This is a genomic window from Lewinella sp. JB7 (assembly GCF_024297185.1).
Lineage (GTDB): Bacteria > Bacteroidota > Bacteroidia > Chitinophagales > Saprospiraceae > Neolewinella.
The window spans coordinates 369,148-395,794 of the sequence record NZ_JANCTD010000001.1; the positions used below are offsets into that span (position 1 = coordinate 369,148).

Genomic DNA, 26,647 nt, shown 5'->3' on the forward strand with positions numbered 1-26,647 from the left:
ATAACTTGTTGCCTAACCTTACGCACATGGTGGAACAGATCGACGTAACCCGGGTACTATTTTTAGACATAGAGACGGTCAGTGGCGAGCCGTCGTACGCGCGGCTGGACGATACCTTCCGCAAGCTCTGGGCGCACAAGGCACCCGGGGCGCTGAAGCGCTACGGGGAGGAGTTGACCGAGGAAGAACTGGTCGCTTCGTACACGGAAAAGGCGGGCATCTTCGCCGAATTCGGGAAGATCGTCTGCATCAGCGTCGGAGCCGTATACCGCGATAAGGACAAGCAATTGAAGATTCGCCTGAAGTCCTTCGCCGACCGTGACGAGGCCAAGCTGCTGACCGAGTTCAGCGAAATGCTCGACCAGTACTACGGTGACCCGGGCAAGTACTTTATCTGCGGCCACAACATCAAGGAGTTCGACGTCCCCTACATGTGTCGTCGTATGGTCACTCACCAACAGAAGTTGCCCGCGATGCTCGACATCAGCGGGAAGAAGCCCTGGGAGACCAAGCATTTGGTGGACACCATGGAACTCTGGAAGTTCGGGGACCGCAAGGCCTACGTCTCCCTGAAGCTGCTGGCCGCCGTGCTCGGTTTTCCTAGTCCCAAGGACGACATTGACGGGGCGGACGTAGGTCGGGTATTCTGGGAGGAGGATGACGTGGAACGCATCGCCGTATACTGCGAGAAGGACGTGTTAGCCACCGCCCAACTGTTTTTGCGCTACCAACGCAAACCTCTCTTCGCGGAGGAGCAGGTCTGCTACGTCGAGCGGTAGACCGCCGACATTCCGCGTATGGAGAGCGCGTGCCTACACGACAGCGACCTTTTCGGACGTTAGTCACCGTGGCCCCCCGGTAAGAAAATTGGTGCGGTCGTTAACTTACTCTCATGAAATGTTTCGTGTTCTGGCTAAGCCTTTGTGGGCTGAGCGCAGTTTCCGCCCAGGAGGGTAGCGTGCCCGCCCTGGATTTTCTACGTGATCACCGTGCCGAATTAGGCCTAACGTCCGGGGACCTCAGCGAGCTGCGTATCGAACAACGCTACGCCTCCCCGAGCGGCGTGGAGCACGTTTACGTCGGGCAGTATCTCTACGGGACGCCCGTGTTCAACGCGCAAGCTTCGGTGCACTTACGGGACGGTCGCGTCGGCTACCATACGTCGAGCCTGGAGGCCGACATCCGCCAACGCGCCGCGGTTACCGTTCCGACCCTCACCGCGCAGCGGGCTTTTCGCATCGCCCATCCCGCAGCCGGTGCACGCCTCGCTACGGCGGATCTGACCTACTTCCCCCTTCCCCACGACTCCGCTATTCGGCTGGCCTGGCAACTGACCGTAGAGAACGTCGATTCCAGCCGGCATTACCTCTCCATCGTTGACGCCGTCCGGGGAACGGAGCTGTACCGGACCCCACTGACCATCAGCTGCCAGTTCGAGGAGCAGGAATCGGACGCCGGCGGGGCCGCGGGTGCCGCGTTCACTACCGCAAAGCAAACTACCCTGGCATCTCCCCCCGACAGTGACGGGGCGCTGTACCACGTTTTCCCCTTCGGTCTTGAAAGCCCCAACGACGGCGGGCGGACCCTGCTCCAGAGTCCGGCCGATCCGCTCGCCTCTCCCTACGGCTGGCACGATACCGACGGGCAGCCGGGCCCGGAGTACACCAGTACGCGGGGCAACAACGTCTACGCCTACCGCGACGCCGATATGCAGGCCAACCAGCCCGACTCCGGTTTCGTAGCCGACGGCGGGCTGGAGCTGGATTTTGATTTCCCGTTTCAGCCGCGGCAGTCGCCCGACAGCATTTACCAATCTTCCCTGACGCAGCTGTTCTATCTGGGCAATATGATCCACGATTGGGCTTACCGTCACGGATTCGATGAGGCGGCCGGTAACTTTCAGTACAACAACTACGACCGGGGTGGAAAGGGCGGAGATCCGGTCCACGCCGAGACGCAGGACGGCTCCGGATCGAACAACGCCAATTTCTATACGGGCCGGGACGGCCGGGCCGCACGCATGCAGATGTACCTGTGGCGTAAGAACAGCCTGCTGAGCGTTACCGCGCCGAGTGAGCTGGTCGGACTACGCACGACCGGGGGTGCCACCTTCGGCAAAAAGATCGACGGCACCCCGTTACGGGCCGAGGTGGCCATCGGACTGGATGACTCGGGCACGCCCAACGAAGGCTGCGCCCCCCTCGTAAACTCCGCGGAGCTGAAGGGAAAGATCGCGCTGCTGACCCGCGGCAACTGTGCCTTTCAGCTCAAGGCTTACCACGCCGAGCAGGCCGGCGCCGTGGGCGTCATCATCGCTAATCCCGCCAACGGTATCCTGACCATGTCCGGCGTGAGCGAACCCAACGATATACCCGTCACGATCCCCGCCGTGCTTCTGCGGGAACGCGACTGCCAACCCCTGCGGGGGGTGATGGCCGCCGGCGGTACGGTTGCCGTGGAACTACGCGACAACGATCTGAGCCCACTGGACGGAGCCTTCGACAACGGGGTCGTCGCCCACGAATACGGCCACGGGATCAGCATACGCCTGGTGGGAGGGCCGCAGACGAACACCTGCCTCCTCAACGACGAGCAAATGGGGGAGGGGTGGTCCGACTTCTTTCTGCTGGCCTCCACCCCCCGGTCGATGACCCCGCAACCGACGGGCCGCGAGCCCCGGGGCATCGGGGTGTATTCGATGTCCGGCCAGGTCGGCGCCCGCGGGCTGCGCTCCCAGTACTACTCTACCGATTTCGCCATCAACACCCATACCTACGACGACGTGATCACCGCCGCCGTACCCCACGGAGTGGGGGAGACCTGGGCCTCCGTCCTCTGGGACATCTACTGGAAAATGGTGGATACTTACGGATTCGACGAAGATCTTCTGCGCGGTACGGGGGGCAACAACGCCGCCGTCCGCCTGGTCATCGAGGCAATGAAGTACACGCCCTGCAGTCCGGGCCTCGTCGATGGCCGCGACGCGCTGCTCGTCGCCGACCGCTTCGAAAACGACGGCGCCAACCAGTGCCTGTTGTGGGAGGTATTCCAGCGGCGCGGACTCGGTTATTCCGCCAGCCAGGGGGAGAGCACCCTCCGCAACGATAATCGGGAGGCCTTTGATCCGAACCCCGCCTGCATCCCGACGGTCAAATTGCTGAAGTCCGTGGATACTACTTCGGTGATGGCCGGTGAGCGGATCGAGTTCACCCTCGCGGTACGCAACGATAAGGCCGATCCGGCTACCGGCGTGGTCGTCACCGACGAACTGCCCGCCGGCCTTACGCTCGATGCCGGCAGCATTCGGGGAGCCAACGCCTTCCAACTTGACGGGAACCGGGTCACCTTCTGGCTCAACGAGATTGCCGCCGGGGAGCGGGAAGTGGTCGTGTACACGGCAACGACCGATCCGGAGCGCTTTAGTGAGCGATTCTTCTTTGACGGCGCCGAAGCCGATACTTCACTCCTCACCCCCGTGAGTTTACGGGGGACTCAGGGGTGGGAACGCAAAGACTCCCTGCCCCTCGCCGGCGATCGTGCCTGGTTCGTCGTCGACCCCGCCACCGCCCAGGATCACACACTGCAGCTAAGCGAACCGATCGCGGTTCGGGGATCACGTCCGGCACTGCGATTCCATACCCGTTACCGGACCGAGGCGGCCTACGATGCCGGTATCGTCCAGGTGAGCACCGACGGGACAAACTGGGAGAACGTGGATCACCGCTTCGTGCGCTACGGTTACCGGGGACTAATCAGCTCCCGGGGCACTCCCGAATTTCGCCACACGCCCACCTTCTGGGGTGATAGCGAGGGCTACCGGGAGGCCATCATCGACCTGTCGGATTACCAAAATGAGGACCTATACGTGCGCTGGCGATTCATTGCCGATGCATCCGCCGGCGCCGGAGGGTGGTGGCTCGATAACGTCGAGGTGTTGGACCTATTCAGCTACGACGGCATCGCTATGCTCCAAACGGAGGCCGGAGACCGGGATACGACTCGCGCCGCGGAACTGGGGGTGGTGGTTGACCGGGGTGCGCTCGTGAGCGGACTGGTAAATCCGACCGCCCGGAACGCCACCCTCCGGGTGTTTCCGAATCCGACCGCCGGTCCACTGACGGTCACCCTGCGTACGGAATCGGCGGGGGAGGTCGGATTTGAACTCTGGAGTGTTGCTGGCCGCCGGTTGCTCTCGGAGCGTCGGTGGCTCAGCGTCGGTGATCATTCCGTCACCCTGGCGGCCGGGGGGCTGCCGGCCGGGCACTACCATTTGCGCGTGAGCGAACCGGAAGCGTCCACCTCGGTGAAGATCACCATTCGCCGCTGATCAGAAGGGGTAGCCCAGGCCTAACTGGAAGGTAATATCGCCCAGGCCGAATTTGTCAAAACTGCGCCAGTAAGCACTCTCCGGGTAGTTGATCGGCTCACGGGGACGGATCGGTTCGCCGTCACCGAGTTGGGGGTAATTATACCGCAGGGGGATGGCGGCATCGAGTCGGAAAACGAAGTAGCTCAGATCGATGCGGATGCCGGTCCCCCCCGCCACCGCGAGTTGGCGGTAGAACGGTTGGTGGTAAAAGGGCGTGGAGCCTTCCTCCTGGCGGATTCGCCCCTTCAGCAAGAACTGAGAGCCCGGGCGGTCGGGGTCTTCCCGGACCGTCCAAACGTTACCGATGTCGGTGAAGACGGCACCCCGCACGAAGGAAAAGAGGTTGAAGCGGTACTCGAAGTTCAGTTCCAGTTGCAGGTCGCCCGTTTGGTATAGCCGCAGGTTGTTGTTGAAGCTACCGCTGGAGTCGTCGATGCTGAGGGTGTCCACGTAACCGCCCGGGCCGAGGCCCCGGGGCGCCCAGGCGCGCATGGAATTGGCACCCCCCGCAAAGAACTGCTTCACGTAAGGCAGCTCCTGCTCGCTGGTGAAGGGCCGGCCGATGCCGACGAGAAAGCGGGAGGCGAAGCTGCGCAGGGGGGAGAGCTGTTTGGCGTAGCGGGTATCCGCCACGAGCAGGGCGTAGCGGGCAAAGTCGTTGCGGGTATCGAGTTGGTCGTAGAGCTTCTGGGCCAGGAAGATCTCCGCGCCCGTCAGTTCGAACTGGGCATTGAGGGTGATCGAGCGACCCCGCCGGTCGGGGCGGCCGATCCGGGTATATTCCAGGTTACGGAACAGGAGGCTCAGAAAGTACTGATCGCTGATGCTGCGCCGGAGGCGCTGGTTGTTGTTGAGAATGATCTCGAAGGGCGGCTCGATCTTGAACTTGAGGATATCCAGCGCCGCGTGGTTGATGCGGTAGGAGGTCGTGGCCGACCGGCGAAAATCGTAGCCCAGCCGCGCGTTGGCGGTGGTGTAGGCGTAAAACGTCCGAATGAGTAGGTACTCGTAGGCCAGGCTATAGCGGGTGCTGGCCCGTTCGGAGAGTTGCTGGTAAAAGTCACTGGAAATCAAGCCCGTTCTGCGGGCCAGTCCGTAGATGCCGAAATCCTTGAAGCGGGGCAGGTTTAGGGTTGCTTCGGCCGCCAGGTCGATGGTGTTGAAAAACTGGGCGGAACTATCGGCACTAGGATTCACTTCTACCCCCGCCCGCAGGGCCACGGACAACAGTTCGGCCCCGCCGAATACATTGCGGTTCCGGAAATTAGGGCTCACGCTGACTCCGACCAGATTGTTGTTCTGGGCCCCGCCCGACGTACCGGTACTGTCGAGCAGGCTTCGGTTGGTGAAGTTCAGATCCAGGTCCACTCCGATGGCCATGCGCTTACTCGGAGACAGCTGAATTTCGTAATTGAGTACGTACTCCCGTTCCGGATCGGCGAGCTGGTTGATGCGGACGAAGCGATAAATACCGAGTGCCCCCAGGGATAGGTTGGTCTTCTCGTACGCTTCCCGGCTGTACAGGCTGTCCGTCTGCAGGAAGATATTGTCCGCCAGCAATTCCGGCCGCATCCGGAAGTCGGGAGTCGGAGAAAGGAAGCGGATGCCCTCCACGATGGTATCGCCGGGATAACCGGAGCCGGTGGCGTCGCGTGCGGGAGAGTAGTCGGTCAGCACGGTGATCTTCCCTACCCGGTACTTGCGGAAGGCGTTGTCTTCCTGGGGGGGAAGGATGCTCAGGTAAATATTGGCGTACCCCTGCCGCTGACTGGTGTCGATTTCCAGCTTGTCGAAGTAAGTGGCCGAGAAGTGGGCGTACCCCTCGTTGCGCAGCGCCTGGCCGATCCGGGATTTCTCCTCGTCGAAGGCGGTCAGGTTCAGGGGAGCGCCGGGCTGCAGCGCGCTTTCCTCCTTCAGGACCTGCAGCAAGCTGTCGATTTGTGGCTCGGGACTGCTGTAGGTGACCGTATCGATGAGGTAGCGGGTGCCGGGGTCGACGTGGTAGATCAGACTGACCTTGTGGTCCTTCCGCCGGTCGGCTTCGTGGTAAGCGGTGGCGTTGAAGTACCCCCGGTACCGCAGAAAGTCAGCCATCAGACCCGCTGACCGCCGGGACAGGCTGTCGCTGTACAGTACGGGCGGCTGACCGATGGTACTGCGCAAAAAGCGGTCGATGCGGGTGGTATCCCGGGGTTTGCTGTTGGCCAGGTAGAAGTGCTCCCGGGGAAACAGGAACAGAAAGTTGCCGTTGGGTCTTTGCCGGGTCAGCGTGGAGAGCTCGTAGAGGACGTCGCTGCGGTTCTCGATCTTGCTGCCCTTGCGAATCTCCACCCGCTGGGCGGTCAGCAGCTCCTCACTGTCATCGAGGTATTTCGTAACATTGCAGGACGTCAGCAGCAGGGCGGCTACTAAGCCCGGAACGACGCGGCGCAGACCCCCAGCCAGTATGCCCATCAGCTCCGGTACCATCAAGTTCATAAGCAGCCTGCGTCAGAAAAAAGTAAGGCAAAACTACCATAAATTCGCCGTTGAGGGTACCCGCATCGTGGAAGAGCTCCTGACCCAGGACCGCTACCGCGTTGATCACCTCTACGCGCTGGAAACCTGGGCCGATAACGCGGCGCGGCGAGCCGATGTTCCGCTGACCATCGTCACCCCCCGCGAGCTGGACCGGATCTCTCAGCTTACCACCCCCAACCAGGTCCTGGCCGTCGTGGACATGCCGACGGAGCCGACGGTGGCTCCCTCCGACCTGGCCGACAGCTGGTCGCTCTACCTCGACGGTATTCAGTCGCCGAGCAACCTGGGTGCCCTGCTGCGGATCGCCGACTGGTTTGGCTTCCCCTATGTTTTCGGCGGACCGGGCACCGCGGACTTGTACAACAGCAAGAGCATCCAGGCCAGTATGGGGTCGTTCCTGCGCGTCAGTTACCGGGAGTTGCCGCTCGCGGAGGTAACCGCCGACCGTCCCGGGCTAACCGTATTCGGGGCGGACCTGGAGGGGGAGAGTATTTACGCGATCACTCCTCCCACCGCCGGGGTACTCGTGATCGGCGCGGAGGGGCCGGGTATCGGGGCGGGGACGCGGGAGCGGGTCAATCGGTGGCTGACCATCCCCCGGGCTCCGGGGCGCCAAGCGGAGAGTCTGAACGCGGCGGTAGCAGCGGGTATTCTATGCAGTATCCTCCGTCAGTAGGTATCCTTACGCAGAAAGGCCCGAGAATATTTCCCGGGCCTTCCTCCTCTTCGCTGTTCCGCCAGTTACTTGATCCCAAGGGCTTTCCTCAGTCGCTCGGCGGCGAATTCCTGCGCCGCAACGGCCTGCTCGAGCACCGCAGCCATGCCGAAGAACTCGTGGGTAACGCCCCGGTAAAGTTTACGCTCCACCTTTACGCCCGCCTCCTTTAGCGCGCGCTCCAACTCTTCTCCCTCGGCTTCAAGGGGGTCGATTTCGGCGTTGATGATGGTCGTTGCGGGTAGCCCACTCAGGTCGGCGCTGGTCAGGTTGATAAGGGGGTTATCGTCGCTCTGCCAGTCGGGGTAGTAATAGTTGAAGAACCACTCCATGAGGCCGCGATTCAGGGGAAGCGCCTTTTCGTACTTGTCGTAGCTGGGGGATTGTACGTCACCGTCGGCAATGGGGTACACGGAAAGAATGTGTACGGGCAGGTTCACTCCCCGGTCCTTGGCCATCAGGGTAACGGCAAGGGCGAGGTTGCCACCGGCACTTTCACCGGCCGTAGCGATGCGGTCCGGATCGCCACCCAGGGAATCGGTGTTTTCCACCACCCACTGGTAGGCGGCGAAGGCGTCCTCATGGGCAACGGGATAGGTGTGCTCGGGTGCCTGACGGTAGGCTACCGATACGACGATCGCGCCCACTCGTTCGGCTAGCGCGATGGCTGAGGGCTGGTAGGTCTCCAGATCGGCGATCACCCAACCCCCGCCGTGGTAGTACACGATGACGGGCAGCGGCTCGTTACCGGCGTCGAGGGGCTTGTAGATGCGGACCAGCGTGCCATCGTCGGAACCTACGGGAAGCAGGCGGTGGGAGATGTCAACCTTCGGTTCCGTAGCGGGAATGCCGGTCTTCTTCAGCAGATCCGCTACCGCTTCGGCCGGAAGCATCGCATTGCGTACCTGGAAGGCCGTCAGGTCGACGAACTTAGGTGCCTCGTACGATTTTAGCTGCTCGATCACGGCCTGCATCTGCGGGTCAATGTTAGGTGCCCAGTCGGGGGCGGGACCCGTAGGCCGGATCTCCATGGGATCGGTCGTAGTGATGTCGGGACCGGTCTTCATCAGTTGATCCTTCGACTGATCCTGGGCGTGGACGTCGATAGAGATTAGTAAAGAAAATAACAACAGGGGGAAGGCTAATAAATTGCTCATATAGTAGAATCTTGGCTTTCTACTATAGGTTGTAGGTACACGAATATGTTCGACCTTACTTTCCCTTTCCCTGCACCAGCACGAGTAGCGTGTAGAACAGAATTTTGAAGTCGAGAGCCAGTGAGCGGTTCTCGATGTAGAGGATATCGAACTTGAGGCGCTGCACCATCTCTTCCACGGTACTGGCGTAACCGTACTTTACCTGTCCCCAGCTGGTGATACCCGGCCGGACGCGCAGCAGGTGGCGGTAGTGGGGCGCCCGGCTGCTGATGAGGTCGATGAAGAACTGCCGCTCCGGCCGGGGCCCGACGATCGACATCTCTCCCCGCAACACATTCCAGAACTGGGGGATCTCATCGAGCCGCCACTTACGCATCGTGGCGCCCCAGGGAGTGCACCGCTCGTCGTCGTCCTTACTCAACTGGGGCCCGGCCGTCTCGGCGTGCGTAAACATGGACCGGAACTTGATGATCCGGAAGGGCCTGCCGTTAAGCCCGATTCGTTCCTGGGTGTAGAATACGGGACCGGGGGAAGAAAACTTCACCCGCAAGGCCACGTACACACATAGGGGAAAGAGGAAAACCAGCAGCAGGGCGGAGGTAGCCACGTCGAGTACCCGTTTTACGACCCGTTGCCAGCGGGGCATCAGGTTCTGGCGAATCTCGATGAGGACGGCGCCGAAGACGTGGTTCATCTTTACCGTGCCGAGCATGATGTCGTACATGTCCGGGATGACCTTCACCAGCACCTGTTTTTCGTACACGCTCAGTACGCCGAGGAGATCGCGCAGTCGGTTATGCTGACTGGTGTCCACGGCGATGATGACCTCCTCGATGCTCCCCCCCTCGATGAGTGGCCCAAGATCGCCGAGATTGCCCAGTTTCGGTAGTCGGTCGGCCAGGGGATGCGTCGTCCGCTGCCGACCGTCCACGAAACCGACGAAGCGGTAGCCCAGTCCCTTCGGTCGGGAGATGATCTCCTCGTACAGATTCACGGCCCGCTCCCCGCCGCCTACGATCAGGGTATTGAAGGATACCTCCCCGGCCTTCAGGCGCTGACTCGCGCGGGTGAGCAGGTACATCCGTACGAAGGCCGTCAGAAAGAAGTGGAGGCCGAGCAGGGCCAGTAGGCTGCGGCCGTAGTAGGAATAGTCCGCCACCGCATCGTCGATCAGTACGGCGAAGAAAAGGACCAGGGTACCGACCACCGACAGGACCAGGGTGTGCATTAGGGTGGTGAACCGACTCAGGCGGTAGATGTCGCGGTACTGGTCGAAGAGGGTGTACGCCAGTACCCAGCACAAGGGAATGAAAAAACTGCCCCAGGCGTAGTTACCGTCCCGGAAAATGTCCCCGAGCCCCTCCACGGAACCCTCTACGGTGCCGCGGTACCAAAAGAAGAGGGTCCACGCCAGCCAGGCGGCCACCAGATCGCCGGCGATGTAGACCCATCCGTCACGCCGCCGCCGCGCGGCGGTATCCGGTGGTAAACCGGTGGTGTGGGGTAGGGAATGGGTCATTGGGGGCGGAGGTAAAGCAATTTAAGGTTGTCCAGGTAAACGGTGCCCCGGTCGCGTGCGTCGTCCAGCAGGGTGGATATGGCTACCCGGAGTTCGTCCAGGTCCGCCGATCCGATCACCGGGCCGAGATTAAAGTAGATCTTCGTCCACTCCGCCCGCGGCAGGAAGCCGGGGTCGAAGACCCGCACACCGATTCCGTTGCGTTGCCCGATCACCCCGAACACGGCGGGGGCATCGCTGCGATAGTCTACCTCCAACCAGACATTGATCGGAACGGTACCGAGACCGGTGAAGGTTTGGGCAGTGGCAATCTCGACGAGACGGTTGCTGTCCCGGAGTTCCACGGCACCCGCGGTCCCGCCACTTCTGACTACTTCCGTCTGGGGTACGAGCCCGCCGTCGCCCGCCACTACATCCGTGAAGGTACGGGGGCGGCCCGCCTCGAAATCCTCGATAAAACCGAAAACGGCGTCGTCGCGGTACCGGATGGGCAGAGTACCGAGATTTTGGGTCCGTCCGCTCACCGCGTCCAGGGTGCGCCGCACGGGAGCGTAGAAGGGGTAGATCTCAGGGGTCACGCTGCGACCATCCTGGCGAACCCCCGCCTCCAGGCGCAGCTCGGTGGGCCCTACGCGTAACAGGGGAATGCGGGCGGGCAGGGGGAACACACCAATAAAATCCTCGCCGGCGAAGGCCCAGACTTCGGTGATGTCGGCCGTGGCGGCACCCTCGTTTTCCTCCGTTTTCAGCTCGAATCCTTCCACCACGATCAGGGCCGGTGCCGTCTCCAGGTCGGGGGGGCAGGCGGTCAGGAGCAGGGCCGGAAGGAGCCAGAGGAGGGAGCGCATGCGGGGGTCAGGCTTGGGGGTCGTGCAGGCGGCGCTGGTTGTCGGCCACGGCGTCGGAGATGCGTTGGGCCAGGGAAAGGGCCCGGTAGCCGTCCTCGATGCTGACGGCGGCCGGTTTTCCCTCCCGGATGCTCCGGGCCAGGCTTTCCAGCTCCATCTGGATGGCGTTCACGGGGCCACTGGGTGGCTGGTCGACGTGGATGATGCGGTGGCCGCGGGGCGTTTCGAGGGGAAATTGTTGTCCGCGTTCCGGCACGTCGGTGGCCTCGGCATCGTACAGGCGCACCACCTGACTTTCTTTTTCCAGCAGGTCTAGGCTGATGTAGGCGTCGCGTTGGAAGAGCCGGACCTTGCGCATATTCTTGAGGCTGACCCGGGAGGCGGTAAGGTTGGCTACGGCTCCGTTGCGGAATTCGATGCGGGCATTGACGATGTCGGGCGTTTCGCTCAGGACGGCGACTCCGCTGGCCCGCACGTCGCTCACCTCGTCGTCGGCCAGTTTAAGCACGATGTCCAGATCGTGAATCATGAGATCGAGGACGACGCTAACGTCGGTACCGCGGGGGTTGAACATCGCCAGGCGGTGGGCCTCGATGAAGTAGGGGCGGACGCTGACGCCCTCCAGGGCCAGCAGCGCGGGGTTAAAGCGTTCGACGTGACCGACCTGTACGGTACGCTTAGTCCTTTGACTCAACTCGATCAGCTGCCGCGCCTCCTCCAGGGTTTCGGTGAGGGGCTTTTCCACGAACACGTGGCAGTTGCCTTCCAGCGCCTGTTTCACGACCGCAAAATGGGTGGAAGTAGGCGTGACGACGTCGACCACCTCGACGTCGGCGATCAGCTCCGCGGCGGTGGGGTAGGCCCGCACCCGAAACTCCGCGGCTACCCGTGCCGCGAGTTCGGCGTCGGCATCGTAGATGCCCACCAGTTCGTACGCTTCCCGGGCCAGGCGGATGCACTTGAGGTGGATCTTGCCCAGGTGGCCTACGCCGATGAGTCCGATCTTGAGCATACTGAATGGGTTGTGTGCCGGCAAAGCTAAGTCGTGCCGCCCACAACGCCGGGAAGGAAGCGGCGTGCGGTCGGACGGCATCCGAAGCGTTAAAAAACCCTTAGCGTGGGGCTATTAACAAAACATTAAGGAAGAATTTTCCCGTTGGAAGACCTCCGGGACCCCTGCAATTAAATTTCGTGGCTCACTGGCGGCCTTTAGAAATGAACGGCGGAACCGGATAGCGCCGACGATACGTCGGAAGAGGAAAGAGCTGCCAGAATGTAACAATAAACACCCGTTGCTAATCAACTGTTAAACAAACGGCGGCCGCCACCAAAACCCTTGCGCGGCGTAGGTGCACCGCCCTAGTTTTGCCGATTCAGGTGCAGGACAATGGTCCCGTTAGACCTGCCTGCCAGGACGAATTCATCGTCCGCCCCGCGCCCCGCTTTGCACGGCGGAGCGTCATTCTCTAACGAAATTATTTTTAATGAGCAAGCTGCAAAGGATGCTCTGCCAGTGGTTCTTTTTACTACTGGTGGCGGTCCCCTCCATAGCTGTCGCTTCTTACTCCTCACCCGTAAATTCCACCAGTCGAAGCCGTGCCCAGATGGTTCACCGGCTCGAGCGACTTAATCTCCCCCCCGGCATAGCCACCTCCGACGCCTTCGTGCAGCGGAAGATCACCGAGTACATGGGCGGTGGCGGTAGCAACACCGAGCGCATGCTCGGGCGGGCGAACCAGTACTTTCCCGTGTTCGACTTTTACCTCCGCAAGCACGAAATGCCGGCTTCCCTGAAGTACCTGGCCGTGGCGGAGTCCATGCTCGTTCCCCACGCCGTGTCTTCGGCCCGCGCCGCGGGTCTCTGGCAACTCATGCCGGCTACGGCCCGTGAAATGGGGTTGCGAGTGGATCAGGTCATCGACGAACGACTCGATATCCACCGAAGCACCGAGGCCGCCGTACTCATGCTTAAGGAACTTCATCTGCAGTTCGGCGACTGGCACCTGACGCTGGCCGCCTACAATGCCGGTCCGGGACGGGTGCGCCGCGCGATCCGCGCGGCCCGCAGCAACGACTACGAAAAGGTGAGTAAATACCTGCCGCGGGAGACCCGCCGGTACGTCTCCGCCTACCTGGCCGCCGCCTACGCCGTGAATTACTACGACGACCACGGCCTGAAGCCGATGGCCGCGGAGGGAACCGAAAGCGTGCGGGTGTATACCCACACGAACCTCGCTAAGGTGGCCCGGGAGTGTGGTGTTCGCCTCTCGACCCTGATCCGGATGAATCCGATGTTCGTGCAGCACTACATCCCGGCAAGCGCGCGGGGGTACCGTTTGCGGGTGCCGCGGGAGCAAAAGTATGCCGTTCAGCAATGGCTGTGGGGCCGGCCGAACCTGGTTGAGTTGCCCGTCGACGAGAACCTTGCCGTCGCCAACGAGGCGGCCTCCCTGATGGGTTTCGACCCCGCTCTTACGCTGCTCGGTAGCCGGGCCGAAGGCCTGGTGTACGACTCACCGGCATGGAACTTCCGCCTGCTGGAGGAACGGATGCTGCTGAGCTTCCTGAAGGATTACCGCGCCTTCGCGAGTCTATAGGTACTGCTTCTTGATGCGGTCGAGGGTGCGCTTACTCTCGCGCTGCCGAATGCTCTCCCGCTTATCGTACACTTTCTTACCCTGGACGAGGACCACCTCGACCTTGGCCAGTCCCCGCTCGTTCAGATACAGGCGGTAGGGGACAATGGTAAAGCCCTTTTCCTTGACTTTCTTTTCCCACTTGCGCAGCTCCTGGCGTTTGAGCAACAGCTTACGGGGGCGGCGTTCTTCGTGGTTGAACTGGTTGCCCTGTTTGTATTCGCCGATGTACAGTGATCGCAGAATGAGCTCACCACGGTCGAAGGCGCAGTAGCCGTCGCGGAGATTGACGTGACCGGCCCGGATGCTCTTGATTTCCGTACCCAGTAATTTGATACCCGCCTCTACGGATTCCAGAAACTCGTATTCGAACTTCGCCTTACGGTTGACGAACTCTTTCTCCTTATTCTTCTTGGCCATAGCTCGGATATAATACGTCGACCGGAGGAAAAGTTGCTCCCCCGGTGGACGCTTCCGTCGGTGATCCGAAGATTATGGGCGGCCGACTCGGACGAGCCGGGCCAGGTAGATCAGGCCGGACCGGGTAGTGGCCGTAAGGTAATAGATGCCGGCGGGCAGTGTCGCCAGACCGATACGTGTATTGCCGGGGGCGTGTACGCGGCGGAACAGTTCACGGCCGGCGTGATCGGTCAGCACCAGGGTAGCCTGCTCACCCAGGTCTACCATAGCCCACTCCGCGGCCGGATTAGGCCAAACGGCCAGCGGCCGTACGTCGCCACCCCGATTCCACACGGCGGTGGAGGAAGAGCGGTAATGGTAGTCGGTGTGCCCGTCCGGCAGGTACGTACTTGACAGGAGATCGAGGGAGTAATACGTTCGTTTATTTAGGTAGTCGGTCCGGCCCACGTACTGATTTTCCCAGTACGATCCGGCCGAAACTTCACCGGGCCGGTTGAAATCGTAATAAGTGTCGAACTGGATGGACTCGCGGAGTTCATCGTCGTAGGCGATCGTCTGAATGCGCGAGCGGAGCCACCGCTGGTTAGAAAGCTCCCAGTACTCGTAGTCGGAGGTGTCGGGGAGCCGGTGCTGGTTATACAGAAAGTGAGAACGGTTTAGGGGGCGTAAACTCGCATCTCCCTCGACGGCGTACACGGTTTCCGTGCTGAGTAAGTGGTCGGAGTAGGACCTTTCGACGAGGCTGGTGTAGTGCTCGGACGTATCGGTAACAAAATAGGTGTGGATCCGGGTATTGTCGCCCGCCGCGTCGTAGGTGTAGCGTTCCTCGTACGTCAGGGGGGTAGAATTCTGTTGTACGTGCCCCCGGGAAGTGAGCAGACGGCTGTTTTCGGAAAAGGTATTGTAGATCGAAAAGAGACGCTCCCAGGAAGAGTCGTCCGGTTGCCAGATATCGTAGGTCACGGAATCGACCTGACTGTAGGAAGTGCCGCGGGGATAGCTGGCGAACCGGGAATTCGGCACGAAGCTGCCCGTGGCTTGATCGTAAAGGTGAACCACCTGGAGGGTAGTCCGGTGTTGTTGGTCGAAAGTGATGTGCTGATCCATGATGGGAATCCAACCACCGTCGTAATTGGAAGACAGGGCCGAATACACCGAGGGTTCCCGGTCGGTATAGACGATCCGGGCAACGGGGCCGTGGGTCGTATCGTTAGGTGCCACCGCTACGGGGGCATAGGTCACGGTAGAATCCAGGTACATCGTGTCGTTCCGGGTACCGGTTAGGCGGGCGCGGAGTACGTCGACGGCTACCGACCGGTCCACAAAGGATTCCATTTGCGCGGTCAGGGCGGGTAACTGCGAGCGGAGGCCGGGGGAAAAGAGCTCCACCTGACCCGACAGTGGAAGGGTGAAGCAAGCAACGAGCAAGAACAGCGGTGTACGGATAGACATGACAAAACGATTTAGGCCGGCCGGCGGTCAGTTGGCGGCCGCCAGCCGCAGGTGGCGGGGCGTTGTGCCGGCGAACGCCCGAAATTCCCGGATCAGGTGAGCCGCGTCGGTGTAGCCGTACTGGTCGGCGAGACTGGACAGCGGGGGCCGGAAGGGATGGTGAAGGTGGAGAAAGGCCCGTTCGAAACGGGAAAACCGGAGGTACGTCTTGGGCGTTACCCCCGTTCGGCGGCGGAAAATCCGTTGCAGTTGGCGCTCACTAATTCCTACCCCAATACTAAGCTGGCGGACGGAGCGTGGAACCGCCGATCCGCCGTGAATGAGAAGCAAGGCCCGACGAAAGTGGCCGCGGGGCGTATACTGAAGGTGGTTGCGCCAGTCCGCCAGACTGGACAGAATAAACTGTCGCGTACCGTGCCGCTCGGCATCGCGCAGCAGCTCGATGGCGGTCCGGATGTATGAGGAAGTAACGGTGGCCATGGCGGGAAGGCAGGCAGGTGAACGTGGTCTTCCCTAAAATTAGCCCCGGGCGACGTAGCCCGCATTGTACAAACGCGCCGGTTTACGTTAAAAAAAGGCCGCTGGGCCCCTTCCGGGCGGGTCGGATGGCGCGGCTCAAATTTTCAGGAGCCGCGCGGTATAGTGCGCCCGCCGCGTAGTGGCACCAAGGTAGTAGGTGCCCGGCGGAAGGTCGGAAAGGTTGAGCTTATCCTGTCCGGGAGACCAGTTATGGGTGGATAGCAGCCGGCCGGTCTGATCGTAGAGGTAAAGTTCAACCGGCTCTTCCAGTTTAATTTCTAACGGGCCGTGGGTAGGATTCGGCCACGTAAGGAGGGGAAGAGCCGCCCGGGGCCGCTCGGTGACTGCGGTGGAGACGTCCTGGTAGAAATAACGAGTGCGCTCGTTCCGAAAGTAAAAGTTGCTTCCTTCCGGTAGGGTGTGGAACTTCACTTCGTGGAGGTAAGGGGTACCCGCCACGTAAGCGTAATTGATCCAACTTTTCTCCTCGCCGTCGTCGGGGTCGAAGGCCGTGGTGAATACGTCACTGACCAACCCGCCGGTACCGTAATCGTAGTTGTCCAGGCCGGAAATCGCCCATTCGTCTTCCGCCGGATCCCACAGGTAGGTGGCAACCGAATCCTGCTGGAGCGCGTCGGTGTACGTATAGGTGGTCCGCGACTCGGGGGTGCCCGTCTCGGTATCGTCCGCGCTGAACTGTATCTCTTCCCGGAGAAGGTGGTCGGCGTACGTCATCGTGGTAAAACCGGCGAGCGTCCGCTCATCGTCCACGGTCAGGTAAGTGTTGATCAGGTGATTATCGCGTTGATCGTTGTAAAGATATTCATCCTCGAATCCCAGTTCATACCCGTCAATGTTCATATACGTCAGGCTGCCAAGCATCCGGTCGTCATTATCGTAGGTGTTGCGGATCAGCAGACTTCGCACCCACTCCCTGCTTTCGTCGGACCAGATTTCCACGTACAGGCTATCCAACAGGTCCGGAGAGTTGCCGCGGTAAAACATCTCTAGGCGGGACTCCGGCAGCCAAGTGTTCAGCTGGCGGTCCCAGGTTTCCGCGAACTGCCGGACGGTACGCCCCCGCTCGTCCGACGTCACCCGCAGTTGCGTCGCGAAGTGCCACCTTCCTTCTCCCGGGACGGAAGTGATGGCCCGGACGATACCCGGGGAGACGGGATCGTAGACGGTCTTCTCTACGGCACCCTCGATGTAATTGCCCCCGCCGGCATCGTAGGCCCGGTAAGTGATCGTGGAATCCAGTTGCATCTCCTCGAGCGTGGACGTGGACTGCAGGACACGCAGGACCGGCTCGGTCAGTTCGCCGCGGTGGGTCTGTAGGGCGTGCGGGAGGCGCAGCTGGCCGGTTAGCGGACCCGCGATGAGGATAAGGCTCATAACCCAGGGCGTAGCGATGTTCATGGTGGATGGATTGTGGTCATTCAGGAGGATAGCGGCGCGGCGGTACGTACCATCCGCGGGGTCGCTCCGCAGAAGGAGCGGAATTCGCGGCTCAGGTGTGCCCCGTCGGCAAAGCCGTGGCGAAAGGCGACCTCCGCGTTGGGCAGCGGGGGGTGGTTCAGTAAGAAGTGGTAGGCGCGCTCGAACCGTAGGAGGCGCAGGTAAAGCTTCGGGGGCACTCCGGCCTGAGCGCGAAAGAGACGTTGCAAATGACGTTCGCTGATGCCCAGTGCCGTGCGAAGTTCGCTCACGGAACGGGGCCCGTCGGCATCATGAAGTAGGGTTAGTACCCGGTGAAATTGACGATGCTTACCGGCGGAAGTGGTCTTCCAGTGCCCGAAAGTTGCCAGAATGGTCTGCCGGGTGGAGGGTTCCTCGGCGGTTCGCAAACGGTCGATGACCTTGCGAACAAGTGTATTGTTCACCGGTGGCATGGTCATTAATTTCGCGGGGTATGGGCGGGGGCGGAGCTCCCGAACCGTTAGACGAAATTAGGTACCTGGAGGCCTGACCTAACTGAACAAAGCCGACTCGTTTAGTTAAATATTTTCCCGACAAGGCACGGATCAGGCGCGCAAATAACCTCCGCTCCGGAAAGTAAGAACGCACGCTGCGGAGGGCCAAAAAAAGAAAGGCGCCGCCGGGTCATGACGGGCCTTTCGATAAAGGTAAACTTTTACTGTGACGGGGTTAACTGCCCTCTTAGCTTTGGAGTTCGCTCTAAGCGGTGAAATCTTATTTGGAGTCTGTGCCGGGCCCGATGCTCTTCATCAGGAAGTCCGTCATCTTCGTATACAGGTGCAGCCGCGTGGGGCCGCCGTAAATGCCGTGGTTGCGGTTGGGGTAAAAGTAAGTGTCAAATTGCTTGTTGTGCATAATTAGTGCATTCGCCATTTCGGCGGTGTGCTGAAAGTGCACGTTATCGTCGCCCATACCGTGGACCAGCAACAGGTCGCCCTTCAGCCGGTCGGCGTAGTTGATCGGGCTATTATCGTCGTAACCTGCCGGGTTTTCGGCGTAGGTACGCATGTAACGTTCGGTGTAAATGGTATCGTACCACTTCCAGTTCGTTACCGGGGCCACGGCGATCGCGGCGGCAAAAACGTCGTTGCCCTGCAGGATTCCGTGGAGGGCCATGAACCCTCCGTAACTCCACCCGAAGATACCGATGCGGTCCTCGTCGATGTAGTCCTTAGCGCCCAGATAACGCGCCGCGCTGATTTGATCCTCCGTCTCCTGCTTGCCCAGGGTGAGGTAGGTCCCTTTCTTCATTTCCTGCCCCCGGGCGCCGGTGCCGCGATTATCAACCACCGCGACCACGAATCCCCGCTGCACCAGCAGCTGGAACCACGCCATATTCTGACCGCGCCAGTTATCGAGCACCTGCTGACTGCCGGGGCCGCCGTACACGTGCATGAGCAGGGGGTGCTTTCGGGAGGGATCCAGGGTTGCCGGCTTGATCAGGTAGCCGTTCAGTTCGGTCCCTTCCTCCGTAGTGAAGGTGAAAAATTCCGCGGGCTGGTAGCCGTAGTCGTTGACCTTTTCGGAAAGGTTCCGGTTGCTTACGATCTCCCGGATCTCGGTCCCGCTACCGTCCGTCACCACGACCCGGGCCGGTTGATTGATGGTCGAGTGGGTGAGCACGAAGTAGTCGTAAGTGCTGGAAAATTGGGCTTCGTTGTACCCGCGCTCCGCCGCCAGGGGGCGGGGCAGGTCGCGTCCGCGCAGACTCTTGGTGTACACCTCCCGTTGCATCGGATCGCGCCCGGCGGCCTGGAAGAACAGCCGACCGTCGTGGACGCCGTACAGGTCGGTCACGTCATAGCGGGCGGAAGTAAGCTGCCGGGGCTGGCCGCCGTCCATATCGTAGTGGTAGATCTGGTTAAAACCGTCTTGCTCGCTGGTCCAGATAAAACCGTCGTCGACGAAGGTCAGGTCGTCGGTTACGTCGACGTAGTAGGAATTCTCCTCCGTAAGCAGGGTGCGTTGCTCGTCGCGGTTGACGTTGAAGAGCAGCAGCTCCAGTTTGTTCTGGTGGCGGTTCATGCGCTGGGCGGTCAGCTCGTCGTCGTCGTTGGTCCACTTTACCCGGGGCAGGTAGTGCCACTCGTCGTCGGCGGAGCCGTTGACGGTGAGCAGGTCGGTCGTGTTTCCATTGTCCAGGTCGAAGACGTGCAGGCTCACTGTGCTGTTTTGTTCGCCCACTTTCGGGTACTTGAAGGTGACGTACTCCGGGTACATACCGTTGCGAAAGTTGGTGTACGTAAACTCGGGGACGGCCCGCTCGTCGAACTTGAGGTAGGCCAGGCGCTCTCCGTCGGTGTTCCAGTAAAGCGCCTTACTGAAGCCGAATTCTTCCTCGTACACCCAGTCGGTGGCGCCGTTGATGATGGCGTTGGTTTCTCCGTCCTGGGTGACCTGGGTCAGGCGTCCGTCCCTGAGGTTACGGATGTACACGTCGTTATCCACCACGAAGGCTACCCGTTCGCCGGTGGGGTCCAGGGTGGCCAGCCGGATCTTCTTTTCCGGGTACACGGGGGTAAGCGTACGGGCGTCCAGGTCGTAAACGTAGTAGAACGACTGGGAGCTGCGGCGGAACAACTGTTCCGTTTCACTGCTCAGGAGGATCTTCTCCTCGTCGTCGCTGAGGGTGTAGTCGTCGATACGCCCGCTGAAACCGGAATCGGTCGGCAGCGTGGCGGGATCGACCAGGGTGCCACTGCGCCGGCCGGTGGCGATGTCGTAGGTGACGATCGTGTTATCGTCGAGTTCGGCGTACGAGCGACCGTCGCTTAAGAAGTTGAAGCCGCTGACGCCATCGGGGTTGAAGGTGTAAGTCGCCCAGATATCCTCGAGCGTAATGGCTTTTTGTTGGGCGGCGAGGGGCAGCGAAAGGACGAACAGCAGGAGAAGGAGTACGCGCATTGAACTGTGGTAAACGTTGGTTAGGCGGATGTAGGAGACAACGGTGCTTCGCCCGTGGAGGTTGGCTGCCGCCCCCCACCGAGACGCTATCTTGGCCAAAATTATTTTATGGTCCTGTCCGCCGCATTGTGGAGAAGCATCGTCGGGGTGGCGCACCTGGGCGTGGTGATCGTCCTGGCGGCGGGTACCGGCTACGCGGCGTGGTACCTGTATACAGACTACGCCGAACTTTCGGCAACCTACCTGGCAAGCGGGCCCTTCTACCGGGATGCGGCGTGGACGACGGACTTTTTCACCCCCTCCGTCAAACAGGCGGGCGACCGGTTCGCGCTGTGCGGACTGGCGGCCGGGCTGGCCGGAATGCTGATCCTATACCGGAGTTGGCGCCGGTGCGCGGTTGGGACGTACCGTCCGCTTCTTTTTGCGTTCACCCGTACCGATGCGTGGGCGCTGGGCGCGATCGGCCTGGTACAGGTAGCCGCCTGGTGGTACGGTCAGTCGCTCCTGCCGCCCTCCTTCGACGAGGCCTTTTCGGCGGTAAACGCGGCGGGGGAGGGCCCCTTCCGGAGCCTTACCTACTACATGTTGCCCAACAACCACCTCCTGTTCAACGTCCTGAACGCGGGTTTCTCCGGCTGGACCACCGACCTGGTGTTTACGGGGCGCCTCCTCTCCCTGGGTGCCTACCTGGGGGTGAGCGTCGTGCAGTACTTCTGGCTGCGGGACGTGCTCGAGCGGCATCGGTGGCTGGCGGCAGCCGTGGTGCTCCTCCTCGCGCTTACGCTGCCGGTATGGGGCTTCGCGGTGCAGGCCCGGGGCTATGCTTTGCTGCTGTTCGGGAGCTGGTTGGCCTTCGTGGGGGCGTGGTACGCACAAGGCGGCGGGCGGGGACGCTGGAGCTGGCTGTTTTCGGGAGGCTGTGTCGTGGCCTACGCGGCGGTACCCGTGTTCCTGTACGCGCACCTGGCCCTGCTGGCGTGGATCCTTACGGGCTGGATCGGGCGGCGGCGGGTGGACGGGACGCTGCTGGCACCCCAGCTCGTGGCCGGCGTGGCCGTATTGTTGTTCTACCTGCCGGCCATCAGCTTCTCCGGCCTCTCCGCCATTACCGCCAACCGCTACGTGGCGGCGGCGACGGAAGGGTATGCGGAATTCGCGGTCCGCTTTCTTCCCACCCTGCCGGACTACGCCAACTACGCGACCCAGGCGTTGGCCGCGTGGTCCGTCTGGCTGATGCCCGCCCTGTACGTACTTCCGGTAATCGTCTGGTGGCGGTCTTCCTCCGCGACCTACCGCAGGCTGGCGCGTTTTCAACTGCTGCTGCTCGTCGCGACCGTCGGGGTGGTCCTGCTGATGCGGGCGGTGCCCTTTCACCGCAGCCTGATCTTCCAGTTGCATTTCGGCATCCTCATCGTGGTTCTGTTCCTGCAGCGGCTACCGGCCCTGCCGGTCGCCGTGGGGGCCACCGGCTTCGCGGCGCTGTACCTGGCGGCAAAGACACCGACCTACTTTTCCCTGCACCTCTACTACTACGACATTGTGCCCACCCACACCGCCGTGGCGCGCATGCTCGCTACGGTTCCGGACGGGGCGGCGGTCTACGCGACCGACGAGGGCTTCTACGCCCGTTACCTTCTACAGCAACGGGAGGTTCGGCTGGTAGACGAAGCCGGTACCGCGGACTTTTACGTCAGAGACGTACGGGAAACCTCACCCCCCGCCGCCTTCCGGCGGGTCGGTGAGGCGGCGGATATCGAGTTGTTTCAACGGGAGGAGGCCCCCGAATAAACGGAAGCATCGACGATCGGACGGCGGACCTGTATATTCACCACGACAAACACCGACACGCCATGGATCTACGCCCGATCAGCCTGCTTTTCCTGTTCTTTCTTTGCGCCCGCGTACCCGCCCAAACCTCCGACGCCTACAGCCGCCTGGCAAGCATCGCCGAGATCGAGCAAAAGCTCATGGTGCCCATGCGCGACGGCAAACGGCTGGCGACGGACGTGTACCGACCGAAAGGCGTGGCCAAAGCCCCCGTCATTCTGGTGCGCACCCCCTACCAGTTCAACGGCTGGGTGGACGGGGAAGAACAGACCCGCAATTACGAACGCGCCTACGAAGCCGTGAGCCGGGGCTACGCCTACGTCGTGCAGAACGAACGCGGTCGCTACTACAGCGAGGGGGAGTGGGACATTCTGGGTGTGCCCCTGACCGACGGTTACGACGCCATCGACTGGCTCAGTAAGCAAGCCTGGAGCAACGGAAACGTCGGCCTCTACGGATGCAGCTCCACCGCCGAATGGCAAATGGCCGTCGCCAGCCTCGGACATCCCGCCCTCAAGGCCATGGTGCCGATGGGGTACGGCGCCGGCGTGGGACGGGTAGGGGACTTCATGGAGCAGGGCAACTGGTACCGGGGCGGCGCCCAGCAGATGCTCTTCACCAGCTGGCTCTACCACGTGCAGCACGACCCCAACGGACCCCGGCTGCCGGAGGGGCTGAGCCGGGAAGACCTGCTGCGGTTGCAACGATTTTACGACATGGAGCCGGAGTACCCGGAAATCTCTTCCACGGAAATGCTCTCGACGCTGCCGGTAAGTGAGATCATCTCCGCGAACCACGGACCACGGGGCATCTACGAGGACATGATCGCCCGGAAGCCCAACGATCCGGCCTGGTTCGAGGGTGGCCTCTACCACGACGACATGCCCTTCGACGTGCCTACCTTCTGGTTCACGAGCTGGTACGACGTATCGATCAGCCCCAACCTGGCGCTGTTCAATCACGTGCGCGAAAATGCGGTGTCTCAGGAAGCCCGCGACAACCAGTACCTCTGGATCGCGCCCACGCTCCACTGCGCCTATACCCGCGCGACGGAAAACACCGTGGTCGGCGAACGCAGTGTCGGAGACGCCCGCTACGACTACGACGGCCTGATCTACGGCTTCTTCGACAAGTGGCTCAAGGAGGAAACCCCCGGGCTAACCGCAGGGACCCCTTCCCCTGCTGACGCGGACACCCTCGCCCGGGTCACTTACTACACCATGGGCAGTAATGAATGGCAGACCGCACCCGCCTGGCCCCCGCCCGCCGCGGAGATGGTCCCCTACTACCTCAGCAGCGACGGGGGTGCCAATACCCTGTACGGCGACGGCCGGCTGGTCCGCGAAATGCCCGCCCGGGATACCCCCGACCACTTCGTCTACGACCCCATGAACCCGGTATACAGCTACGGCGGAAACGTCTGCTGCACGGGTGACGCCATCGACGGGGGCAGCTACGACCAGCGGCGGCGGGAAGCCCGCAACGACGTGCTGGTGTACACCTCCGAGCCCTTCGCCGAGGATACCGAGGTGAGCGGCAGCGTCGAATCGACCCTCTACCTCAGCAGCGACGTAAAGGACACCGACCTGACGCTCAAGCTCATCGTCGTGGAGGAAGACGGTAGTGCCTACAACCTCGACGAAACCATCCAGCGGGTGCGCTACCGGGAAGGCTACGACAAGGAGGTCTTCATGGAGGAGGGGCAAGTGTACAAAGTGGATCTGACGCCCCTGAATACCAGCAACATGTTCCGGGCCGGACAGCGGCTGCGTATCGAGGTGAGCAGCAGCAACTTTCCCCGTTTCGAGCGCAACCTCAATACGGGCGGCAGCAACTTCGACGAGAAGGAGGGGGTAGTCGCCCGTAACGTCATCCACCACTCCCGGGAATACCCCAGTGTAGTACGGGTGCCGATCGTACGCCCGACGGCCCGTCGCTAATCCCCTTCCCCCATGAATCTCCGGCAACGCCTGCGCCAATCCGCCCCTCTCCACAACGTGTTCATGACGCTTCCGTCCCCGCGCCTGGCCGAGCGGATGGCCGCTACGGGCGTGGAGAGCATCACGCTGGATATGCAGCACGGCTCGATCGAGGACGGTCACCTGCTCGGGCTGCTCCAGGCGATCCGGGCGGGCGGGGGACTCGCGCTCACCCGACTAGCCTGGAACCGCCCCGAACTCACCATGAAGGCGCTGGACTACGGCGTGGAGGGCGTCATCTGCCCGATGGTCGATACGCCGGAGGAGGCCCGGGCATTCGTGCGGGCGGCCAAGTATCCTCCGGTGGGTAACCGCTCCTTCGGTCCGTTTCGCGCCGCGCTCCACTACGACGGAGACTACTTCGCGGCGGCCAACGGGGAAACCCTGGCGTTCGTGATGATCGAAACGGCGGCTGCGGCGGAGCAACTGGATGCCATTGCCGCTACACCCGGACTGGACGGTCTGTACATCGGTCCCTACGATCTGAGCGTGAGTCTGGGGCTGGCCGACAGGGCGGACTTTTCCGATCCACAGCTCTCGGCGGTGCTGGATCGCGTGATCGAATCAGCCGCGCGGCATAACCTCTTCACGGGCATCTTCACGACGCGCCCTACGGATGTGGCCGGCCTGGTGCAGCGGGGATTCGACATCGTCACCTGCGGTACGGAGGAACTGATCTTTCAGCGGGGCCTGCGCGACTGGATGGCGGACTTTTAGCGGGGCTACCGCCCGGAGGACCGATGCGGTAGATTTTCCTAAACCTAGGCGACCCCGGCTCCGTTGCACTGCCGATGCCCCTGCTCACCTTCAACGACTGCGGAATTTACTGCGAGCGCGCCGACGTGTACATCGACCCGTGGAAACCGGTCGACCGTGCGCTCATCACCCACGGCCACGCCGATCATTCCCGCTGGGGGAATAAATACTACCTGAGCACCCGGGCCGCGGCGCCGGTAATTCGGTACCGCCTGGGCGACATCAAGCTGGAAACCGTCGAATACGGCGAGGTGAAAACCATCAACGGCGTGAGGTTCAGCTTCCACCCCGCGGGACACATCATCGGCTCGGCGCAGATTCGCGTGGAGTACAAGGGGGAGATCTGGGTAGCCAGCGGAGACTACAAACTAGAGGATGACGGACTGTGCCAGCCCTACGAGCCCGTGCAGTGTCAGCACTTCATAACGGAATCGACCTTCGGGCTCCCCGTATACCGCTGGATTCCCCAGGAGGAACTCTTTGCCGACATCAACGACTGGTGGCGGGCCACCGCGGCCGAGGGGCGTACGGCCATCGTCACCGGCTACGCCCTGGGTAAGGCGCAACGCCTGCTCAACGGACTCGATACCTCCATCGGCCGCATCTTCACCCACGGGGCCATCGAAAACACCAACGAGGTGATCCGGCAGCAGGGGTTCTCCCTCCCGGAGACGACCCGCGTGACCCGGGAGGTGAACAAGAAGGAGTATCCGGGTAACATCGTCGTGGCAACTCCCGGCGCCATCGGCCAGCCCTGGGTGAAGAAATTCGGCAACGCCTCCATCGGGGCCGCCTCCGGCTGGATGACCTTGCGCGGTGCCCGGCGGCGGCGGGGTGCCGACCGCGGCTTCGTCCTCAGCGACCACTGCGACTGGCCGAGCCTGCTGGAAGCGATCCGGCTCACGGGCGCGGACAACATCTACGTTACTCACGGCTACACCTCCATCTTCAGCAAGTACCTCCGCGGACAGGGCTACAATGCCGTCGAGCTCGAAACCGAGTACGAAGGCGAACTGGCCGAGATCGAGACGAAGGGCAGTGAAGAAACTAATAAGGAAAATGCGGTGGCGGATGCGGATTGATCAGTTCACTTTTCGAGCGTCTTTCGCCCCCCAACCCCCAAGGGGGGAGGAAGCCAGTCTCCCGGTCACCGATGTAGCCGCGTCCTCCCCCCTCTGGGGGCCGGGGGGCCAGACGCGGCGTGTTGCAACGCGACCCTCGCTTTACCGTGAATCTTCCGTACCCCGTCTGGCTTTCGCCCCCCAGCCCCCAAAGGGGGAGGAAGCCAGTCTCCCGGTCACCGATGTAGCCGCGTCCTCCCCCCTCCGGGGGCCGGGGGGCCAAACGCGGCGTGTTGCAACTCGACCCTCACTCCACCGTGAATCTTCCGTACCCCGTCTGGCTTTCGCCCCCCAACCCCCAAAGGGGGAGGAAGCCAGTCTCCCGGTCACCGATGTAGCCGCGTCCTCCCCCCTCTGGGGGCCGGGGGGCCAGACGCGGCGTGTTGCAACGCGACCCTCACTCCACCGTGAAATTTCCGTACCCCG

19 protein-coding genes are annotated in these 26,647 nt (G+C 61.9%); 8 read left to right on the forward strand and 11 right to left on the reverse strand.

Annotated features, from left to right (window positions below; all coding sequences use genetic code 11):
* Positions 1-8 precede the first annotated feature (8 nt).
* Positions 9-779: a ribonuclease H-like domain-containing protein gene (locus NMA52_RS01455; protein WP_254825849.1), complete on the forward strand. Its 771-nt coding sequence runs from the start codon at positions 9-11 to the stop codon at positions 777-779.
* A 113-nt stretch (positions 780-892) separates the two neighbouring features.
* Positions 893-4,327, forward strand: coding sequence for a M36 family metallopeptidase (locus NMA52_RS01460; protein ID WP_254825850.1), 3,435 nt, complete (start codon positions 893-895; stop codon positions 4,325-4,327).
* On the opposite strand, the gene NMA52_RS01465 is transcribed toward NMA52_RS01460, so the two are convergent.
* Positions 4,328-6,847: a BamA/TamA family outer membrane protein gene (locus NMA52_RS01465; protein WP_254825851.1), complete on the reverse strand. Its 2,520-nt coding sequence runs from the start codon at positions 6,845-6,847 to the stop codon at positions 4,328-4,330. It abuts the gene before it with no gap.
* Here NMA52_RS01465 and NMA52_RS01470 point away from each other — a divergent pair.
* A complete protein-coding gene (locus NMA52_RS01470; RefSeq protein ID WP_254825852.1) occupies positions 6,816-7,565 on the forward strand; it encodes an RNA methyltransferase in 750 nt (249 codons plus the stop codon). The genes NMA52_RS01465 and NMA52_RS01470 overlap by 32 nt on opposite strands.
* A 65-nt stretch (positions 7,566-7,630) precedes the next feature.
* Here NMA52_RS01470 and NMA52_RS01475 read toward each other — a convergent pair whose 3' ends face one another.
* Genes NMA52_RS01475 through NMA52_RS01490 form a run of 4 tightly spaced genes read right to left on the reverse strand, consistent with a single transcriptional unit; the run spans position 7,631 to position 12,140 of the window.
* Entirely contained in the window at positions 7,631-8,761 is a 1,131-nt protein-coding gene (locus NMA52_RS01475; protein ID WP_254825853.1) for an alpha/beta hydrolase, read from the reverse strand.
* Between the two features lie 55 nt (positions 8,762-8,816).
* Positions 8,817-10,280, reverse strand: a complete 1,464-nt coding sequence (locus NMA52_RS01480) for a sugar transferase (RefSeq protein ID WP_254825854.1) — start codon at positions 10,278-10,280, stop codon at positions 8,817-8,819.
* Positions 10,277-11,128 (reverse strand): hypothetical protein, encoded by an 852-nt coding sequence (locus NMA52_RS01485; RefSeq protein WP_254825855.1) that lies wholly within the window; start codon positions 11,126-11,128, stop codon positions 10,277-10,279. The genes NMA52_RS01480 and NMA52_RS01485 overlap by 4 nt, the downstream gene beginning before the upstream one ends.
* A gap of 7 nt (positions 11,129-11,135) precedes the next feature.
* Complete coding sequence (locus NMA52_RS01490; RefSeq protein ID WP_254825856.1) at positions 11,136-12,140, reverse strand: Gfo/Idh/MocA family protein; 1,005 nt, start codon at positions 12,138-12,140, stop codon at positions 11,136-11,138.
* A 472-nt stretch (positions 12,141-12,612) separates the two neighbouring features.
* Here NMA52_RS01490 and NMA52_RS01495 point away from each other — a divergent pair, with 472 nt between their 5' ends.
* Positions 12,613-13,725: a lytic transglycosylase domain-containing protein gene (locus NMA52_RS01495; RefSeq protein ID WP_254825857.1), complete on the forward strand. Its 1,113-nt coding sequence runs from the start codon at positions 12,613-12,615 to the stop codon at positions 13,723-13,725.
* Here NMA52_RS01495 and smpB read toward each other — a convergent pair.
* The 6 genes from smpB to NMA52_RS01525 all read right to left on the reverse strand — a co-directional run bounded on the left by smpB (position 13,720) and on the right by NMA52_RS01525 (position 20,538).
* Positions 13,720-14,184, reverse strand: coding sequence for an SsrA-binding protein SmpB (gene smpB, locus NMA52_RS01500; protein ID WP_254825858.1), 465 nt, complete (start codon positions 14,182-14,184; stop codon positions 13,720-13,722). The two genes, NMA52_RS01495 and smpB, sit on opposite strands and share 6 nt — an antisense overlap.
* A gap of 72 nt (positions 14,185-14,256) precedes the next feature.
* The gene (locus NMA52_RS01505; protein ID WP_254825859.1) at positions 14,257-15,636 is read right to left on the reverse strand and encodes a T9SS type A sorting domain-containing protein; all 1,380 of its coding nucleotides are present in this window, start codon (positions 15,634-15,636) and stop codon (positions 14,257-14,259) included.
* Between the two features lie 27 nt (positions 15,637-15,663).
* Entirely contained in the window at positions 15,664-16,116 is a 453-nt protein-coding gene (locus NMA52_RS01510) for a helix-turn-helix domain-containing protein (RefSeq protein ID WP_254825860.1), read from the reverse strand.
* Positions 16,117-16,251: 135 nt separating this feature from the next.
* Entirely contained in the window at positions 16,252-17,574 is a 1,323-nt protein-coding gene (locus tag NMA52_RS01515) for a T9SS type A sorting domain-containing protein (RefSeq protein ID WP_254825861.1), read from the reverse strand.
* A 20-nt stretch (positions 17,575-17,594) separates the two neighbouring features.
* Positions 17,595-18,038, reverse strand: a complete 444-nt coding sequence (locus NMA52_RS01520; RefSeq protein WP_254825862.1) for a helix-turn-helix domain-containing protein — start codon at positions 18,036-18,038, stop codon at positions 17,595-17,597.
* Positions 18,039-18,348: 310 nt separating this feature from the next.
* Positions 18,349-20,538 (reverse strand): S9 family peptidase, encoded by a 2,190-nt coding sequence (locus tag NMA52_RS01525; RefSeq protein WP_254825863.1) that lies wholly within the window; start codon positions 20,536-20,538, stop codon positions 18,349-18,351.
* A gap of 108 nt (positions 20,539-20,646) precedes the next feature.
* On the opposite strand from NMA52_RS01525, the gene NMA52_RS01530 reads away from it, so the two are divergent.
* From NMA52_RS01530 to NMA52_RS01545, 4 genes are all read left to right on the forward strand, one after another.
* Positions 20,647-22,326 (forward strand): hypothetical protein, encoded by a 1,680-nt coding sequence (locus NMA52_RS01530; RefSeq protein ID WP_254825864.1) that lies wholly within the window; start codon positions 20,647-20,649, stop codon positions 22,324-22,326.
* Between the two features lie 62 nt (positions 22,327-22,388).
* Complete coding sequence (locus NMA52_RS01535) at positions 22,389-24,305, forward strand: CocE/NonD family hydrolase (RefSeq protein WP_254825865.1); 1,917 nt, start codon at positions 22,389-22,391, stop codon at positions 24,303-24,305.
* 12 nt (positions 24,306-24,317) lie between these two features.
* A complete protein-coding gene (locus NMA52_RS01540) occupies positions 24,318-25,061 on the forward strand; it encodes an HpcH/HpaI aldolase/citrate lyase family protein (protein ID WP_254825866.1) in 744 nt (247 codons plus the stop codon).
* A 74-nt stretch (positions 25,062-25,135) separates the two neighbouring features.
* A complete protein-coding gene (locus NMA52_RS01545; protein ID WP_254825867.1) occupies positions 25,136-26,182 on the forward strand; it encodes a ligase-associated DNA damage response exonuclease in 1,047 nt (348 codons plus the stop codon).
* Positions 26,183-26,647 lie beyond the last annotated feature (465 nt).

What these genes read in the sequence shown, in the direction of transcription:
- NMA52_RS01460 (WP_254825850.1), top strand. Translation starts at nt 893, where the DNA reads ATGAAATGTTTCGTGTTCTGGCTAAGCCTTTGTGGGCTGAGCGCAGTT.
- NMA52_RS01470 (WP_254825852.1), top strand. Translation starts at nt 6,816, where the DNA reads ATGCCCATCAGCTCCGGTACCATCAAGTTCATAAGCAGCCTGCGTCAG.
- NMA52_RS01465 (WP_254825851.1), bottom strand. Translation starts at nt 6,847, where the DNA reads ATGAACTTGATGGTACCGGAGCTGATGGGCATACTGGCTGGGGGTCTG.
- NMA52_RS01475 (WP_254825853.1), bottom strand. Translation starts at nt 8,761, where the DNA reads ATGAGCAATTTATTAGCCTTCCCCCTGTTGTTATTTTCTTTACTAATC.
- NMA52_RS01480 (WP_254825854.1), bottom strand. Translation starts at nt 10,280, where the DNA reads ATGACCCATTCCCTACCCCACACCACCGGTTTACCACCGGATACCGCC.
- NMA52_RS01485 (WP_254825855.1), bottom strand. Translation starts at nt 11,128, where the DNA reads ATGCGCTCCCTCCTCTGGCTCCTTCCGGCCCTGCTCCTGACCGCCTGC.
- NMA52_RS01490 (WP_254825856.1), bottom strand. Translation starts at nt 12,140, where the DNA reads ATGCTCAAGATCGGACTCATCGGCGTAGGCCACCTGGGCAAGATCCAC.
- NMA52_RS01495 (WP_254825857.1), top strand. Translation starts at nt 12,613, where the DNA reads ATGAGCAAGCTGCAAAGGATGCTCTGCCAGTGGTTCTTTTTACTACTG.
- smpB (WP_254825858.1), bottom strand. Translation starts at nt 14,184, where the DNA reads ATGGCCAAGAAGAATAAGGAGAAAGAGTTCGTCAACCGTAAGGCGAAG.
- NMA52_RS01505 (WP_254825859.1), bottom strand. Translation starts at nt 15,636, where the DNA reads ATGTCTATCCGTACACCGCTGTTCTTGCTCGTTGCTTGCTTCACCCTT.
- NMA52_RS01510 (WP_254825860.1), bottom strand. Translation starts at nt 16,116, where the DNA reads ATGGCCACCGTTACTTCCTCATACATCCGGACCGCCATCGAGCTGCTG.
- NMA52_RS01515 (WP_254825861.1), bottom strand. Translation starts at nt 17,574, where the DNA reads ATGAACATCGCTACGCCCTGGGTTATGAGCCTTATCCTCATCGCGGGT.
- NMA52_RS01525 (WP_254825863.1), bottom strand. Translation starts at nt 20,538, where the DNA reads ATGCGCGTACTCCTTCTCCTGCTGTTCGTCCTTTCGCTGCCCCTCGCC.
- NMA52_RS01530 (WP_254825864.1), top strand. Translation starts at nt 20,647, where the DNA reads ATGGTCCTGTCCGCCGCATTGTGGAGAAGCATCGTCGGGGTGGCGCAC.
- NMA52_RS01535 (WP_254825865.1), top strand. Translation starts at nt 22,389, where the DNA reads ATGGATCTACGCCCGATCAGCCTGCTTTTCCTGTTCTTTCTTTGCGCC.
- NMA52_RS01540 (WP_254825866.1), top strand. Translation starts at nt 24,318, where the DNA reads ATGAATCTCCGGCAACGCCTGCGCCAATCCGCCCCTCTCCACAACGTG.
- NMA52_RS01545 (WP_254825867.1), top strand. Translation starts at nt 25,136, where the DNA reads ATGCCCCTGCTCACCTTCAACGACTGCGGAATTTACTGCGAGCGCGCC.